We start from the raw sequence: 15,752 nt of genomic DNA, 5'->3' as shown, positions 1-15,752 counted from the left end.
CAGCTACCGTCGGCCGCTCGGAGCGGTCCAGCCACCGCCGCCGTTCGCGGCGTAGTGGTTGGCGTACGCTTCGAGGCAGAGTTGCCGCAGCTCGTCTTCCGGCAGCTCGCGGTCGGCGAAGCGCTGGATGCCGATCTCCGAAAGGTCCATCGGCGGTTCGCCGCCGACGATCCACTGGGCCAGCGCTTCGCCCAGCCCCGGCGAGATGCTCAGGCCGCCCACACAGCAGCCGGTCAGCAGCCAGAACCCGCGCACGCCGGGCACCGGGCCGAGGATGTAGCGGTCGTCCACGGTCATGGTCGGCAGGCCGCCTCGGTGCTCCGCGATCTTGAGGTCCGGCCGCTGGAATACCGGGAACTGCTCTTCGACGGCCTTCGCCAGCCCGCGCAAGACGCCGATGTCCAGGTCGAGGTCGGCGATCTGGAAATTCGGTCCGAGAGCCGCGAGGTCGTACTGCTTCGGGTTCGGCTCGTAGCCGCCGAGCATCAGGCCGCCGCGCTCGTGGCGGATGTAGACGTTGGCGTCGATGACCCGGGCGATGGGCATGGCTGGAGTGACGCCGTCAAGCGGCTCCGTGATGAACAACTGGTGGCGCGTGGGGACCACCGGCAGGCGGACGCCCAGGAGGTCGGCCACGACGCGGACCCAGGCGCCGGCCGCGTCCACCACCAGCGGCGTGCGGATCTCGCCCCGCGGCGTCACGACCTTCTCGACGCCACCCGGCCCGAGCACCAGCCCGGTCGCTGGGGTGTTGCCCAGGACCGTGACGCCCAGCTCCTGCGCGGCGCGGGCGTAGCCGATGGGCAGCTGCGACGGCTCGACGTTGCAGTCGGTCGGGTTGAAGGTCATCGCCAGGATGCCGCGATCTTCCAGCACGGGGCAGAGGTCGCGCGCGGCGTTCGGGCTGATGAAGTCGAGCGGGACGCCCAGGCTCCTGGCGCGAGCCACCTCACGCTCGAGCTGTTCGACGTGCTCGGGCCTGCGGGCGATCTTGAGCGCGCCGCTCTGGGCGAACCTGAGCGGCTGGCCGGTCTCAGTCTCGAAGCGCTCCAGCTTCTGTACCGAGCGTCGGGCTAGCTTCGTCAGGGTGTCGGTGGAGCGGACCTGACTGGTCAGGCCGGCGGCGCGTGGCGAGGTCTGGGAGCCCGGTTCGAAGCGGTCCAGCAGGACGACGTTTCGCATGCCAAGCTGCGCGAGGTGGTACGCCGTGCTGGAGCCGAACGATCCGGCGCCGATGACGACGACGTCAGCCTGATCGATCACGGGAATCCTCCTGAACGGGGCCGTAACGTCCCGGTCGGGACGCAGAGTATGCCGATGGTAGCCTGCACAGCCAGTTCATGGCCGTCAGTATTCTCAGTCTGGAGTGCGGTCAGTGGGCTGGCGTGGGCATTCTCTTCCCGTAGCTGTATGGATCGCCTACTATGAGACCGGGACGTCAGGGTAGCTGCGTCGGGATTGGGCACGCCATTCGTGGCGGGACGCGGTGTGGCGTATCCAGGAGCACGGGGGACGTGATGGACGGCGCTCCGGCATACTCTCCGACCGGGATCGATGAGCCCACGCCAGGAAGGAATGCGCGCCCATGAATGCTGGTGGCCCTGGTATGGCTACCCCGGTCACCGACACGACGGCGCATCTCGCCATCGTCTGCCCGCCGGGCTCCTACGCCGCGCGCAACGCCGCGCGGTTCGGGAGCGAGGTCGAGCGAATCTTCGGCCGCATCCTCAAGATCCTGAAGGTGCCCAGCGAGGTGATGCTGCGGCCGAACCGCATCACGGTGACGGCCTCTGACGGTGGCGATGCGGGCAGCGACCTGGCTCGCGACGCGGTCACAACGCGCTACGGCCCGGACGGCCTCGCGCCGAGCCTTGGCGAGCATCTGGCGCGGGCGGTGCTGCACCGCCTGACCGCCGCCATCCCCGATGAGGAACGCGGCAGCGAAGCGCAGTCTGGCACGTCGGAGTCGCAGCGCTTCTTCATCGAGGGGGCGGCGCGATTCATCGCACACCAGGCGGCGCACGGCCCACGCCACGCGCCGCCGGAGCTGTTGGCGGCCGAGCAGCACTGCGTCGAGACGGCGTCGCGGAACAAGTGGCGGCTGCCGGTCTACCAGGCCGTCGTGCGCGGCGAAGACTGCATCGACGATCCGGAGCTGTTCGCCGCCATCCAGGAGGCGTTCAGCGCCTATCTGGTGGACCGTGACGGTCTGCACGAGTTCTTGCGGTTTGTGGCGGGCGCGCACCGCGACCCGAACCACAGCGCGGAGATCATCTTCGGCAAGTCGTTGGAGTTGCTGCAGGTCGAGTGGATCGCCTCGCTGCGGGGAGACAAGGGCCGGCGGCTGATCTCGTTGTGGGAGTTCCTGCGGCTGGTCTGGCCGTACTTGAAGCCGTACCCGTGGCGGCAGGTGGAGTGCCTGGCGCTGATGTTCATCAGCAGCATCAGCACCCAGGTGACGCCGTTCCAGCTCCGCACGCTGATCGACATGCTCGGAAGCGACGCCGCCAAGATCGATCCGTGGGAGTACGGGCTGCCGCAGGCGGCGTGGCTGCTGATGGTGATGTCCATCGCCGCCCTGTTCAACATCACGGCCATCGTCAGGCTGGTCTACGTCGTGAACGTGCTGGGCCAGAACGTCTTACGTGACTTGCGGCTGGCCTACATCGACCGTGTGAACGGCATGAACACGGGCTACTTCAGCGGGATGCGGACCGGCGACCTGATGGCCCGCTTCACGAGCGATATGTCACGCCTCGCGGACCCGCTCGCCCGCACGATGACCTACACCATCTACTACGTCATCCTGCTGGTCATCACGTTCGTCAGTCTCGTCGTGCTGAGCTGGCAGCTGACCCTGGCGCTCTTGAGCATCCTGCCCGTCTACGTGCTGATCGCGAAGATCATCGGGCCGCCGCTGCAGCGCGTGACCCGGGGCCGGCAGGAGCGGCTGGCCCAGATCAACACCCACCTGGAAGAGATGGTCATCGCACACCCGGTGATCCAGATCTTCAACCTTCAGCGCTTCATGCGGGCGCGGATGAACCCCGAGGTGCACGAGTTCCGGCGGGTCGAGATTCGCGGCGACTTCCTTCGCAGCGTCTTCGAGCAGGCATCGGACGTGGCCGACCTGCTGGATATCCGCGTGGTGCTGTTCGTCGGCTCGATCCTGGTGCTGGCGCAGAACGATCAAGCCGTCAGCGGCATCATCGGCGCGATCACGGTTGGCACCATGATCGCTTTCAGCAACCTGATGGGTCGCTTCGTCCGTCCGATCCACAGCATCGGCAACCTGTACGCGGGCGTTGCGGTGGCGGCGGCGGCGCTCCGGCGCATCGAGAACGTCCTCCAGCAGCAGCCCGAGGATCTGGGAACGCCCATCGGCGGGACCGATCAGCCGCCGGCTGTCGCGCAGGGCATCCGGTACGAGAACGTGCATTTCGCATACGGCCTCGCGCCGACGCTCACCGATGTGTCGGTGGAGATCCCCGCCGGCACCAGCGCGGCGTTCGTCGGCCCGACGGGCGCTGGCAAGACGACCCTCGTCAACATGCTGCCGCGCTTCTACGACCCGGCCGCCGGCTCGGTGAAGATCGACGGCCGGGACATCCAGGAGATCGCGCTGCCGTCCCTGCGGAGCAGCCTGTCACTGGTGTCCCAGGAGACGGCGCTGTTCAACGGCACGGTGCGCGACAACATCGTGATGGGCCGGCTCGGGGCGACCGACGACGAGATCGTGGCGGCGGCGAAGGCGGCCTGCATTCACGAATTCATCATGACGCTGCCGGCGGGGTACGACACGATCATCGGCGAGCGCGGCAGCCGGTTCTCGGGCGGTCAGCGGCAGCGGCTTGCCATCGCGCGGGCGCTGCTGCGAGACGCCCCGATCTTGATCCTGGACGAGGCGACCAGCGCCCTCGACGCCGAAACCGAGCACGAGATCCTCGAAGAGCTGGCCGAGGCGACGCGCGGCAAGACGGTCATCAGCATCACCCATCGGCTGGCGCTGGCGATGCGCTCGGACAGGATCTACGTGCTGGACGGCGGTCGCGTCGTGGAGTCGGGCACCCACGACGAGTTGCTGGCGGACGGCGGGCTCTATCGCAAGCTGTTCGAAGACCAGAACTCGGCCCTGCTCGAAAAGAACGGCACGAGCAACGGTGCACGGAGCGGCGACGGGAAGCATCGTGCCAGCGGGGCCGGCGAGTCAGGGATGTTGACGCCGACCTGATCGGGTCGTCCGTGGGTTCGCTGGAGGCGAGCCCACGGACGGAGCCATCGCTACAGGCGTGGGTCGATTGGCTCGCTCTCCAGTGCCAGCACGCCGGCGACGCACTCGTGCACGCGGCGCAACGGCGCCCGCCGAACGAAACGCTCCTGGGACGAGCGCCGGGTCAGAACCCGGCGCTTGTCCCGCCTCCCACGAAGCTCTGCCAGGAGCCGCAACTGTCGGTCACCGTGTACGTCACCGTCGTGGCTTGCCCAGGCGTGACCCGCTGAACCGCGAAGCTCATCGACACGCTATTGGCCGGCGCCTGCACCGCCTGCTCGCTTGAGATCGGCTGGCCATTCACGGTCACGGCGGCGTTCTGGAGCGACCCAAACGTGACTGATTGAAGCCGATTCTGGCTTGGGCCGTTGGCGTCCGAGACGCTGACCGTGACCTGGAGCGCCCCATTGGCGACGCTCTTGGCCGTCACGACGCTCGGGCGTGGACCGCAGGCGATGGCATTGATGGTGATAGAGGCGGTGGCCGTGGCAGATAGCCCGTCCGGGTCGGTCACCCGGTAGGTGAACGCGTCGCCGCCGCTTGCGTTCGCGTTGGGCGTGTAGGTGAATGAGCCGTCGGCGCTGAAGTTCATCGTTCCCTTCGCCGGCTGAGCGGTGACCGTAACCGTCCAGAGGGCCTTGTTCGTGTCGGCGCCGCTGTCGTTGGCGACTACGCCGTTCGCGGCCGATACGCTGAGCTGGCCGCATCCACCGCGACTCCGGAACCAGCATCGAACGAGCCGGCGCCAAAGCGCTTTGCCCAGACGAGCGCACCGTTGGTATTCAGCTTGACGAGGTACACGTCCTCCTGACCCAGGCTGACAAGGTTGACAGGGCTCCCGAGCGCATTGAAGTTGTCTGTTCCCGAGAAATGGCCCGTCGCATAGACATTGCCGGTGCCGTCTGCGGCAATGCCATTGCCCGAATCTGACTGAGGGCCACGGAACGCCGTGCCCCAGATCGTGGCGCCGCTTGAATCGAGCTTCACCACGAACACATCGTCGCCGCCAAGACTGGAATACACCATTTGGCCGCCACCCTGATCCAGACCGATGAATCCACGAGCTGAGGTTCAGGCCCGGACTGACGTAGTCGCCGCTCACATTGAACCCGGAGACGAACCCATCCGTGGTGTTCGCTCCCGTGGCGGTGGAGTTGGCTGTTCCCAGACCAGGATCGAAGTCCACAGTGTCGAAGTAGCGGCCGGCCACGTAGACGGTGCCCGTGCTGGTCACGGCGATGCTGAACCCCTCGTCGGTGAACTGGCCACCGAAGCTCTTTGCGTACCCGAGCGTCCCAGCTCGGGCGGCCGGGGCCTGGAGTGGCAGCAGCAGTGCGGCCACGAGCAGCATGGCCAACCGAGCCAGACCCAGGCGCCGCCAGCCGAATGCTGGCAGCCGCCTCGATAGTGCCCAGACGCGGTCGCCGCCGGTCCTACGCGAGTCCCGTGCTCGATCAGTACGATGGGCAAGTTGCTGCCCAGATGGCGCCCTAAAGCTCAGCACGGCTGCCCCCGACGAATGACCCCATCCGCACGTCGATGTGCCGGCCGCTGGGGCGCATTGCTTCACGAGAGCATCAGTCGAGCCATGCGTCTCGCGAGGCCCTGGCCCGTCGACAGCGCTGACGCTCGGGTCGATCCCTCTGATACCGCGCTATGTCTGGCGCATCATAGTGACCAGTCATCTGGCTGACAAGCCCTACCACGCCCATCGGTCCGTCTCACTGACCGTTGCTATCCAACGCAAGGCAGTTGCACGATCACCCTGGCGGCCGCGCGGCACGAGACGAGCGAACTGGGGCTAGACGATCTGGATGCCCAGCTCCAGGGCCAGCGCTTCGAGCTGACGGCGGTCCATAATCGTGCCGCGCAGATCCAGGGTCCGCAGGCTCCAGCCCGTCAGCGTGGAACCGCGAAGGTCGGTCTGCTGAAACGCCGTCTCTTGCAGGGCCGCCCGCGACAGGTCAGCCTCGACCAGCGACGTCCTCCTGAGGTTTGTGAACGACAGGTCGGCTTCCACCAACGAGGACCGGTCGAAAACCACGCCCGACAGGTCAAGCCCGCGAAAGCTGGCGAGATCGAGGTTGCAGCTTCGGAAGGTCAGCGCCTCGGTGCGCTCGACCTCGTGGAAATCGACGCCGAGCAGCTTCGTTCGCTCGAAGGTCGCCCCGAACAGGATCGCGCCGGCCACCAGGGCGTTGGCGAGATTGCAGTCGGCGAACGCCGCTGAACTCAGCCGAACGTTGCGGAGATCGGCGTTCTCGAACGAGCACTCGGTGAACGTACACTCCTTGAGGCTGTGCCCACGAAACGGCAGCCCGTCGAAGATCGCGCCGTCGATGTCGTCGCCCTCCTCGATGGAGGCGATGTCGGCTTCGGTCCAGCGCCGGCGTCGTGGAGCCACGGTGGGCAGTCCTCGGTCAATGATCGTGGCACGCAGATGGCACGCGCCCCCGTTGCAGCTTCGCGTCGCGGCTGGTAGCCTGACGCTTGATGGTACTCTTTCCGGCTGAGGTGGAGGTCGATGGGCAGCGTCAATGGTGCAGGGTTGCTGGTTCGGACGCTGAGTCAGGCGCGCGTCGGTCCCGTTTTCACGCTCTCCGGAAACCAGATTCTGCCCGTGTACGAAGCGGGTCTCGACGCCGGTCTGCGGTTCATTGACGGCCGCCACGAGTCGGCGGTGGCGCACATGGCTGACGCCTGGGGCCGCCTGACCGGGCGTCCCGGCGTGTGCCTGGTGACGGCCGGCCCGGGCCACACTAATGCCCTGACGGGTCTGGCGACGGCGCACTTCGCCGAATCGCCGATGCTCCTGCTGAGCGGTGGCAGCCTGATCTCGCAGGAGGGCCGAGGGGGCTTCCAGGAGCTGGACCAAGTCGGTGCGGCGCGCCCGCTCTGCAAGGCAGCCTGGCAGGCCCGTTCGGCGGACGAGCTGCCGGCGCTGGTGGCCCGCGCATGGCGCACGGCGCTCGAAGGCACGCCCGGACCGGTCCACATCACCCTGCCGTTTGATGTACTGCAAGCAACGGTAGACGAGGCATCGGTGGCGATGCCCGACGATGCTGACCTGCTTCCGACGCCCGTGCGGGCCGACGAGGATGCCGTCGAACAGGCGGTGGCGCTGCTGGCCTCGGCATCCCGACCGCTGGTGCTCGGGAGTCCCTCGGCCTGGCGCGGCGCGGCCGGCACGCGGTTGCGCGGCCTGCTCGACCTGAGCGGTCTGCCCGGCTTCACCGTCGAGAGCCCGCGCGGCCTGACCGACCCGGCGCTTCACGGCGTCGGGGCGCGTTTCAGGGACGCGGATGCGGTGCTGCTCGTGGGACCACAGGATTTCGCCGTTGGTTTCGCCGGTCCGGGGGCGCTCGGCACGGCCCGGTTGATCCAGGTCGCATCTAGCTCCAGCGAGATCGGTGCGAGCCGACCGGCCGACGTGGCGCTGGTCGGCGACGCCGAGACGGTCCTCGGGCAACTGGCAGCAGCGGCCGGCGGCCGGACGTGGCAGCGGTCCGGCTGGGCCGGCGAGCTTGCGGCGGCGCCACAGGCGGGGCGGGCGCGGCTGGCGGAACACGAGCAATCGGATGCCAGCCCGATCCATCCGCTGCGGCTGGCAGCGGCCGTCCGCGGCTTTCTCGATCCGGGCGACAGCGTCGCGCTTGACGGCGGCGAGATGGGGCAGTGGGCGCGCTGGGCCGTTGGCGGCGGTGAGTACATGACGATCCTGAACGGGAAGTTCGGCGGCATCGGCCCGGCGATTCCGTTCGCCATCGCGGCGAAGGTCGCCCGACCGGCTCGCCGGTGTGTGGCCTTCCTGGGAGACGGTACCTTCGGGTTCCACGGGCTGGAGCTGGACACGGCGGTCCGGTTCAACCTGCCGCTGGTCGTCGTGGTCGGGAACGACGCCGGCTGGGCGGCCGAACGGCATCGGCAGCGCGCCGTCTACGGGCCGGATCGGGTCGTCGCCGGCGATCTGCTGCTGACCCGCTACGACCGGGTGGCCGAAGGGCTGGGCTGTCACGGTGAGTTCGTCGAGCAGCCCCAGGAGCTGCGGCCGGCTCTCGAACGCGCCTTCGCGAGCGGCAGGCCAGCCTGCGTCAACGTCGCAATCGACAGCGTGCCGAGCCCGTCGCTGACGCAGTAGCGTCGGCGCCGGCATTTGGAGCCGTTCTCGTGACGCGACCGGCTACACTCTTCGCGCCGCGCACGGCGGACGAGGCGCCGACGCGGCCTGTGGAACATCTGAAGTCTGACGCGGGCACAGTGAGGGCGGGCACCGATGCGCGAGATTGACGAGCTGAAACGACAGGTTATCGGCGAGGTCGACCGGCTGGCGCCGCGTCTCTGGGAGGCGGCGCAGAGCATCGGGCGCAACCCGGAGCTGGGGCACCAGGAGCACAAGTCGGTGGCGACGCTGACTGGCCTGCTCTCCGAGGGCGGCGTCGACGCTGAGCTGGGGATCGCGGATCTGCCGACGGCCTGGCGGGCGCGGATCGGCGGGCGGCGGCGGCCGACTGTCGCCATCCTGGCCGAGTTCGATGCGCTGCCGGGCATCGGGCATGGCTGCGGGCACAACCTGATCGGGCCGTCGGCGGTGGGCGCAGGGCTGGCCCTCGCGACGGTCGCACAGTACCTGCCCGGCAGTGTGGTCATCCTGGGCACGCCAGCCGAGGAATCGACGGTGGACAACTCCGGCGGCAAGGTGCATCTCGTCCGCGCGGGCGAATTCGACGCCGTCGATGCCAGCATCATGTTTCACCCGAGCCAGTACACGAACATCAGCGTCGAGGGCTCGCTGGCGGCGCGCGGGGTCGACTTCATCTACCACGGCAAGGCGGCGCACGCGGCGCTGTATCCCTGGGAGGGCATCAACGCGCTGGACGGCGTCCTGCACACCTACGCTGGGATCAACGCGCTGCGCCAGCATGTGCGTCCGGATATCCGCATTCATGGCGTCATCACCCGGGGCGGCGGCGTCCCGAACGTCGTGCCGGAGATCGCCTCGTGCCGGTTCCGCGTGCGCGCTCCCACCGCTGAGGAGCTGGAGTCGGTGTTTCAGCGGGTGGTGCAGTGCGCCGAAGGCGGTGCGATGATGGCTGGCGCTCGCCTGGACGTGCGCGAGTACATGCCGCCCTATGAGAACGTCGTCCCGAACCTGACGCTGGCCCGGGCGTTCCGGCGCAACCTCGAAGCTCTGGGCCTCGACGTGCTGCCCGAGCGGCCGGTGCCCGGCCTCGGCTCGACGGACTTCGGCAACGTGACCCGCAAGGTGCCGGCCATCGAGGCCGGGATCTCGATCTCGGATCCCGATGCGCCGCACCACTCGGCGGCCTTCGCCGAGGCTGCGCTGTCCGAGAAGGCCCACGGGGCGGTGCTGGCGGCGGCCAAGGGGCTGGCGATGACGGCCATCGACATCCTGTCGGACCCGTCGCTGCTCTCTGCGGCGAAGGCCGAGTTCGACGACGGCCCGGGCAGGCGGCTCCAGGGCTGAGCCGCGCACCACGCATAGTACGATCCAGGAAAGTCGCCCTTGTCGACGACCGCGATCTCATGAGGGAGGTCGACGAGTGGCTCGCGTCCGCTGGTCACGCATAGCGTACCGCGACGTCCGCTCGGCCCTCGGATACCTCGATGGAGCGCCGAGTGCTGCCCGCGCGCTGCGAGTTCGCGTGGGCAATGCGACGCAGATGCTTCGAAGCTATCCGTTGCTCGGACGTATCGTTCCTGAGTATCAGGACGAGGCTGTCCGAGAACTGATCGTGCATCGGTCCCGATTCTCCGCCCATGATGCACTTTCCGGGATTGAGGACACGTTCCTGAACAATGGCGTGGTCGTGGCGATGCGTCACGGACGGTATGTGCAACTGCTCTACCGTTCGGTGGAGGAGGGAACGCTCGGCGGACAGGTCCACGACGCGGCCATCGTGGCGTGTGCACGACAGGCTGGAGTCGCCGAGATCCTCACGTTCAATGACCGGCACGTTCGCCGATTCGTAGGTGATGGGTTGACGATTGCGGTGCCGTAGGACCGTCGGCCGCTACTCGATGCCGAGGTACGCCTTCTGAACCGTCTCGTTCTGGCGCAGGCTCTCGGCGCTGTCCGCCAGCACGATGGTCCCCGTCTCCAGCACGTAGCCCCGGTGCGCGATCTGCAGCGCCATCACGGCGTTCTGCTCCACCAGCAGCACCGTGACGCCCTGGGCATTGATCTCCTGGACCGTGTCGAAGATCGTCTCGACGAGGATCGGCGCGAGGCCCATCGACGGCTCATCCAGCAGCAGGATCTTCGGCCGCGACATCAAGGCCCGCCCGATGGCCAGCATCTGCTGCTCGCCGCCGGAGAGCGTGCCGCCCTTCTGCCCGATGCGCTCGGCAAGTCGCGGGAAGAGCTGGAGGATGCGGTCCAGGTCACTCTTGATGCCGGCCTTGTCCTTGCGGATGAACGCGCCCATCTCCAGGTTCTCGCGGACCGTCATCCGGGAGAAGATGCGGCGACCCTCGGGCACCTGGCAGACACCCTTCTCCACGATCTCGTGCGGCGGCAGGCCATTGATCGACTGACCGTCAAGCTTGACCACGCCTTCGCGGGGCTGGAGGATGCCGGAGATGGTGCGGAGCGTGGTGCTCTTGCCCGCGCCGTTCGCCCCGATCAGCGTGACGATCTCGCCATCCTTGACGTCGATGGTGATCCCTTGAAGCGCGTGGATGTTGCCGTAGAACGTGTGGATGTTCTGAAGCTCAAGCGTTGCCATCTACTCGCTCACCACGCGGATGGTCTGGGAGGTCACCGGCTCAGGCCGTCGCCGCACGACCGAGGTACGCCTCGATCACGCGGGGGTCGCGCTGAACCTCGTGCGGCGTCCCTTCGGCGATTTTCGTCCCGTGATCCAGCACCGTGACGCGGTCAGAGATGCCCATCACCAGCCCCATATGGTGCTCGATCAGGAAGACCGTCAGGCCCAGCTCGACGCGCAGGCGGCGGATCAGGTCGGTCAGCGAATTGCGCTCCTGTGGGTTCATGCCGGCGGACGGCTCGTCGAGCAGCAGCAAAGTCGGCTGGGTCGCCAGCGCCCGCGCGATCTCCAGGCGGCGCTGATCGCCGTAGGGCAGGTTCCTGGCCCAGGTGTCGGCGGTGCCGTCCAGACCGACAAACTCGAGCAGGTGATGCGCCTGTTCGCGGGCGTGCCGTTCCTCCGCTACCACGCTGGGGAGGCGCAGCACGCTCCCGATGACGCCGGCCTTCAAGCGCGCGTGCATACCGACCAGCACATTGTCGAGCGCGCTCATGGTGGCGAACAGGCGGATGTTCTGGAACGTCCGTGCGATGCCTAGCGTGGTGATCTGGTGCGGGCTGGCGGTGTCGAGCCGCTTGCCCCGGAACTGGATCTCGCCGGAGGTCACGTCGTAGAGGCCGGCGATCATGTTGAAGAAGGTCGTCTTGCCGGCCCCGTTCGGGCCGATCAGGCTGACGATGGCGCCTTCCTCAATGCTGAAGTCCACCTCGTTGACGGCGACGAGGCCGCCGAAGCGCTTGGTGACCTTCGCCGCGGTCAGCAGCGTGTTCGCCATGCTGCCCCCTACGCTCCGTTGCCGTTCGTGCCGAGGCCCGGCCGGGCCCGACCGCGCCGCATCTCCTGCTTGCGCTGGGCGCTCGGGAAGATGCCCTCGGGCCGCAGCAGCATCATCAGCACCAGGGCCAGCCCGAAGATCATCAGCTTGGCATTGGCGATGTCGATCTGCGCGAGGATCGGCATGCTCAGCGCCCGGCTCAAGGTCTGCATGGCCGGCCGGACGCTGTCCACCAGGATGAAGTTGAAGATGCCCAGGACGATGCCGCCGAACATGACGCCCCAGACGTTCCCGATGCCGCCCATGATCACCATCGCCAGCAGGATGATCGAGATGCTGAAGTCGAACTGGTCGGGGCCGATGAACTGGAGCATCGAGGCGTAGAGCGCCCCGCCGAAACCCGAGAACGACGCACCGAGCGCGAACGCCAGCAGCTTGGTGCGGACGAGGTCGATCCCCATGGCCGAGGCCGCGATCTCGTCCTCGCGCATGGCGACCCAGGCCCGTCCGAGTCGGGAGTCCCGCAGCCGCACGATCACGAAGATCGAGACGACCGAGACGGCCAGGATCAGGTAGTACCACGGCACCTGATCCGAGGCCAGCAGCTCGAGGCTGCCGAACGTCGGGCGGCCGATGGGGTTCATGCCCTTGTTGCCGTTGGTCAGGCCTTCCAGATTCCGGAAGGCGTTCGGCACGATCTCGCCGAAGGCCAGCGTCACGATGGCGAGATAGTCGCCCCGCAGGCGCAGCGTCGGTGCGCCGAGAATCAATCCGAATACGGCGGAGACGATGAACGACAGCGGCAACGCCACCCAGAAACTGGTGGCGTACCCCGCCTGAACCAGCGGACTCTGCGGGGCCGTCAGGAAGGCGACGGTGTAGCCGCCGATGGCGAAGAACGCCACGTAGCCCAGGTCAAGGAGGCCGGCCAGCCCGACGACGATGTTGAGGCCGAGGGCCAGCAGCGTGAAAATCAGGATCGGGTTCATGCTGCCCATGCGCCCGATCCCCAGCCCCCGGTCGATCAGCGGGTACAGCACGATGAAGGCGACGAAGATGCCGAACAGCGCGCGGTTACGGATGTGCTCGTCCAGGCCGAACAGTCCACGCGCCCGCGGCGCATCGGTCTCAACCGCCACCGCGCCGGCCACGGCCGTGGCCGGCGCGGTGGCGCGCGGGGTCTGCGTGCCCTGCTCGGCCATCGTCAGGCTCGCTCGGTGGACGATTCGCCGAGCAGACCGTTCGGCTTGAAGACCAGCGTCAGCACCAGCATCCCGAAGACAATCGCCTGCGTCCAGCGCGGGTCGAACATGAAGTCTGAGGTGGCTGCGACAATCCCGATCATCAGACCGCCGAGGAACGCGCCGTACAGATTGCCGATCCCGCCGAGCACCGCTGCGGTGAACGCCATCAGACCGCCGCGAAAGCCCTGGAGATACACGGCGGTATTGTTGTACGTACCGTTGATCAGACCGGCCGCGCCCGCCAGCGCGCCGCCAAGCAGGAACGTCAGGGCAATCGTCTGGTTGATGTTGATGCCCATCATCGCGGCGGCATCGCGGTCCTGGGCCGTGGCGCGCATCGCCTTGCCGAGCCGCGTGCGATTCACGAACAGGCTCAGGCCGACCATCAGCGGGATCGCCAGCAGCATCACGCCGAGATCCTTGACCTTGAAGAAGACCAGCGTGTTGAGGCCGGCCAGTTGCAGGAGGTCAAGCTCCAGGATAGGGTGCGGCGAGGGGAAGTCTACCGGCGACGGACCCTTCCAGAGCAGGCCGACATTCACCAGGATGAACGACACGCCGATGGCCGAGATCAGCGGCGCGAGGCGCGGCGCGCGCCGCAACGGCCGGTAGGCCAGCCGCTCGACGATCATGTTCAGCAGCGCGCAGCCGATCATCGCCAAGAGCAGCGCGCCGATGACCAGCAGAATGATGGTTGGGACCGGCAGCAACGAGACCCGCCGCACGCCCATCATCGTCGGCACCCAGGTGAGCAGCGTGAGGGCGAGCATCGTGCCAATCATGTAGACGTCGCCGTGTGCGAAGTTGATCAGCTCGATGATGCCGTAGACGAGGGTGTACCCGAGCGCGATCAGGGCGATGATCGAGCCGTTCGCGAGGCCGATCAGCAGGATCTGAATGACCGTTTCTACAGGCGACAAAGACTGACTCCCGAGGAAGCGTGCGCTGCGGGGGTCCGAGGTTCCCGTAGAGTACGCATTCGGGCGGCAGATTGCAACCCCTGAGACGCACAGATGTGTTGAACCCAAACTGTGCGGGTGGCTGCCTGGAAAGTCATCTCGGCACGACGGGTGATGCGCCAACGCGGCGGCCCCCACGCCAGCCATCTGCGCGAGGGCCAGGGTGAGGGCCGCCTGATGTCGGGGGCGGGAGCCGCGCTCCCGCGCTACGGGGCTACTTCCAGCGGAACGTGCTCTTCGCGGTGGCCGCTGGTCCGCCCTCGGTCTCGCTGGCCTCGACGATCAGCTCGTAGTCGCCGGCCGGGCCGGCCATGTCCCAGGTGACCTCGGTGAAGCCGTCGTCGTTGGTGCGGTCCAGCTTGAGCGAGCGGTAGCGCCTCGCATCGAGCCGGGCCGTGACGTTGACGAACGCGCCAGAGACCGGCCCGCCGTTGCGGGTCACCTTGACCTTGACCTGTTGCTGGCCGCCAGACAGGTTCTTGCTGAGCATCGTCGCTTCGATGCTCAGGCCCGCGCCGGACCCCTTAAACGTCAGGTCGTTCTGCGGGTTCGCGGCCGCCGGCGAGGCCGTTGGCGACGCGGTCGGCGCGGCCTCAGCGGGAGCGGCCGGCTCGGTGCTGGACGGCGTGGCCGCCGGATCGGCGCCCGCGGGCTGACCTGCTGGTGCTGATACGGGCGGGACCGGCGTCGGCGAGGGTGCTGCTGGCGGCGGCGGCGCGGCCACCGTCTCCAGGAAGTTCGAGGCGATCCAGCCAGACTGCGTCCCGGTGCGCACGTTGCGCCAGGTGCGCCCCTCGGCGTCACGGTTCGGCCCGATCACGTCGAGAACGGTGCCCTCGGCCACCTGCGTGACAACTGCCGCACTGGTGGATGGCTCGGATCGCATGTTGACGGAGCCGCCGTCCGCGCCAACGACCTTTGCCCGCTCGCCAGGGCCTGGGCGGCCCGTGCTTCCGGTGGTCGGGGCGCCGGCCGAGGCCGGGCCGGCCGCGCCGAGCGCCTTGTCGAGCCGCCCTGACACGACGATGGCCAGCCCGACGGCGTCGTTCAGCTTCACGGCCTCGGGCCGGCCACGCACGCCGATCATGATGATGTACGAGCCCTTGCGGAACAGGTAGGCGAAGTGGGCGATCTTGCCGCCCTCGCCGTCGGTGGTTTGCGAGAGACCGAGCGCTTCGTCGCCCAGGGCCGGCACGCCGACCTCGGCCCAGCCTTCGCCCAGGAACGCTTCCTTGGTACTCTCAAGCTGCAGGACGGCGTCCTCGGTTTGCGCCGTGCGGGCGACGCCGCTCCGAATCTCGAACGGGCCGCTCGACAGGTTCTCCGGGGTGCGCTCGCGGGAGAAGGTGACGTCGTAGACAGCGACCCCATCCGGCCGCTCTTCGGAGACGGTTCGGTCGGGCACCATCTCGAAGCCACGTTGGAGATCGGCCTTGGTGAGGGCGATCGTCTTGATGTCGACGGTCGCCTGCTGTGACGGCGCGGCAGTGACGGTCAGTGGCAGCGTCAGAATGAACGCCGCGAGCACGAGGCTGATAAGGATTCGCATGGCCGGCGTGGTTTACCCCCTGTCGGCAGGGCGCGTCAAGGCGCGGAGATGCATCCGCGCGGAGGCTGCGCCCGTCATGTTCAGAACGACGGAAGGTGACTCCGGTGGCACGACCGTCTGCGTGGTGTTCTGTCTGGCCGCCAGCGCCACGGAGCGGCGCGGCGGAT

Annotated in this window: 13 protein-coding genes; 4 read left to right on the top strand and 9 right to left on the bottom strand. The window is 67.8% G+C overall.

Annotated features, from left to right (window positions below; genetic code table 11):
* Positions 1-3: 3 nt before the first annotated feature.
* Positions 4-1,263 carry an FAD-binding oxidoreductase gene (locus IT306_26810; protein ID MCC7372056.1) on the bottom strand — a complete coding sequence of 420 codons (1,260 nt, stop codon included), beginning with the start codon at positions 1,261-1,263 and terminating at the stop codon, positions 4-6.
* 343 nt (positions 1,264-1,606) lie between these two features.
* Between IT306_26810 and IT306_26805 the strand changes: the two genes are divergently transcribed.
* The gene (locus IT306_26805) at positions 1,607-4,231 is read left to right on the top strand and encodes an ABC transporter ATP-binding protein (protein MCC7372055.1); all 2,625 of its coding nucleotides are present in this window, start codon (positions 1,607-1,609) and stop codon (positions 4,229-4,231) included.
* 50 nt (positions 4,232-4,281) lie between these two features.
* On the opposite strand, the gene IT306_26800 is transcribed toward IT306_26805, so the two are convergent.
* The 3 genes from IT306_26800 to IT306_26790 all read right to left on the bottom strand — a co-directional run bounded on the left by IT306_26800 (position 4,282) and on the right by IT306_26790 (position 6,674).
* Positions 4,282-4,446 (bottom strand): hypothetical protein, encoded by a 165-nt coding sequence (locus IT306_26800; protein ID MCC7372054.1) that lies wholly within the window; start codon positions 4,444-4,446, stop codon positions 4,282-4,284.
* Positions 4,395-5,621, bottom strand: a complete 1,227-nt coding sequence (locus tag IT306_26795; protein MCC7372053.1) for a cadherin-like domain-containing protein — start codon at positions 5,619-5,621, stop codon at positions 4,395-4,397. The genes IT306_26800 and IT306_26795 overlap by 52 nt, the downstream gene beginning before the upstream one ends.
* Before the next feature lie 450 nt (positions 5,622-6,071).
* The gene (locus IT306_26790; GenBank protein MCC7372052.1) at positions 6,072-6,674 is read right to left on the bottom strand and encodes a pentapeptide repeat-containing protein; all 603 of its coding nucleotides are present in this window, start codon (positions 6,672-6,674) and stop codon (positions 6,072-6,074) included.
* Between the two features lie 120 nt (positions 6,675-6,794).
* On the opposite strand from IT306_26790, the gene IT306_26785 reads away from it, so the two are divergent.
* From IT306_26785 to IT306_26775, 3 genes are all read left to right on the top strand, one after another.
* The gene (locus IT306_26785; GenBank protein MCC7372051.1) at positions 6,795-8,408 is read left to right on the top strand and encodes a thiamine pyrophosphate-binding protein; all 1,614 of its coding nucleotides are present in this window, start codon (positions 6,795-6,797) and stop codon (positions 8,406-8,408) included.
* A 135-nt stretch (positions 8,409-8,543) separates the two neighbouring features.
* On the top strand, positions 8,544-9,755 hold the full coding sequence (locus IT306_26780; protein ID MCC7372050.1) for a M20 family metallopeptidase: 1,212 nt from the start codon (positions 8,544-8,546) through the stop codon (positions 9,753-9,755).
* 178 nt (positions 9,756-9,933) lie between these two features.
* On the top strand, positions 9,934-10,290 hold the full coding sequence (locus IT306_26775) for a hypothetical protein (protein ID MCC7372049.1): 357 nt from the start codon (positions 9,934-9,936) through the stop codon (positions 10,288-10,290).
* 12 nt (positions 10,291-10,302) lie between these two features.
* Here IT306_26775 and IT306_26770 read toward each other — a convergent pair whose 3' ends face one another.
* From IT306_26770 to IT306_26750, 5 genes are all read right to left on the bottom strand, one after another.
* On the bottom strand, positions 10,303-11,016 hold the full coding sequence (locus IT306_26770; GenBank protein ID MCC7372048.1) for an ABC transporter ATP-binding protein: 714 nt from the start codon (positions 11,014-11,016) through the stop codon (positions 10,303-10,305).
* 40 nt (positions 11,017-11,056) lie between these two features.
* Positions 11,057-11,833, bottom strand: a complete 777-nt coding sequence (locus IT306_26765) for an ABC transporter ATP-binding protein (protein ID MCC7372047.1) — start codon at positions 11,831-11,833, stop codon at positions 11,057-11,059.
* An 8-nt stretch (positions 11,834-11,841) separates the two neighbouring features.
* Positions 11,842-13,035, bottom strand: coding sequence for a branched-chain amino acid ABC transporter permease (locus IT306_26760; GenBank protein MCC7372046.1), 1,194 nt, complete (start codon positions 13,033-13,035; stop codon positions 11,842-11,844).
* A gap of 2 nt (positions 13,036-13,037) precedes the next feature.
* Entirely contained in the window at positions 13,038-14,183 is a 1,146-nt protein-coding gene (locus IT306_26755) for a branched-chain amino acid ABC transporter permease (protein ID MCC7372045.1), read from the bottom strand.
* Positions 14,184-14,250: 67 nt separating this feature from the next.
* Entirely contained in the window at positions 14,251-15,585 is a 1,335-nt protein-coding gene (locus IT306_26750) for an SH3 domain-containing protein (protein ID MCC7372044.1), read from the bottom strand.
* Between the last annotated feature and the right edge of the window lie 167 nt (positions 15,586-15,752).

This window comes from Chloroflexota bacterium, assembly GCA_020850535.1.
Classification (GTDB): Bacteria; Chloroflexota; UBA6077; order UBA6077; family JACCZL01; genus JADZEM01.
This window is presented reverse-complemented; position numbering and strand designations above follow the sequence as displayed.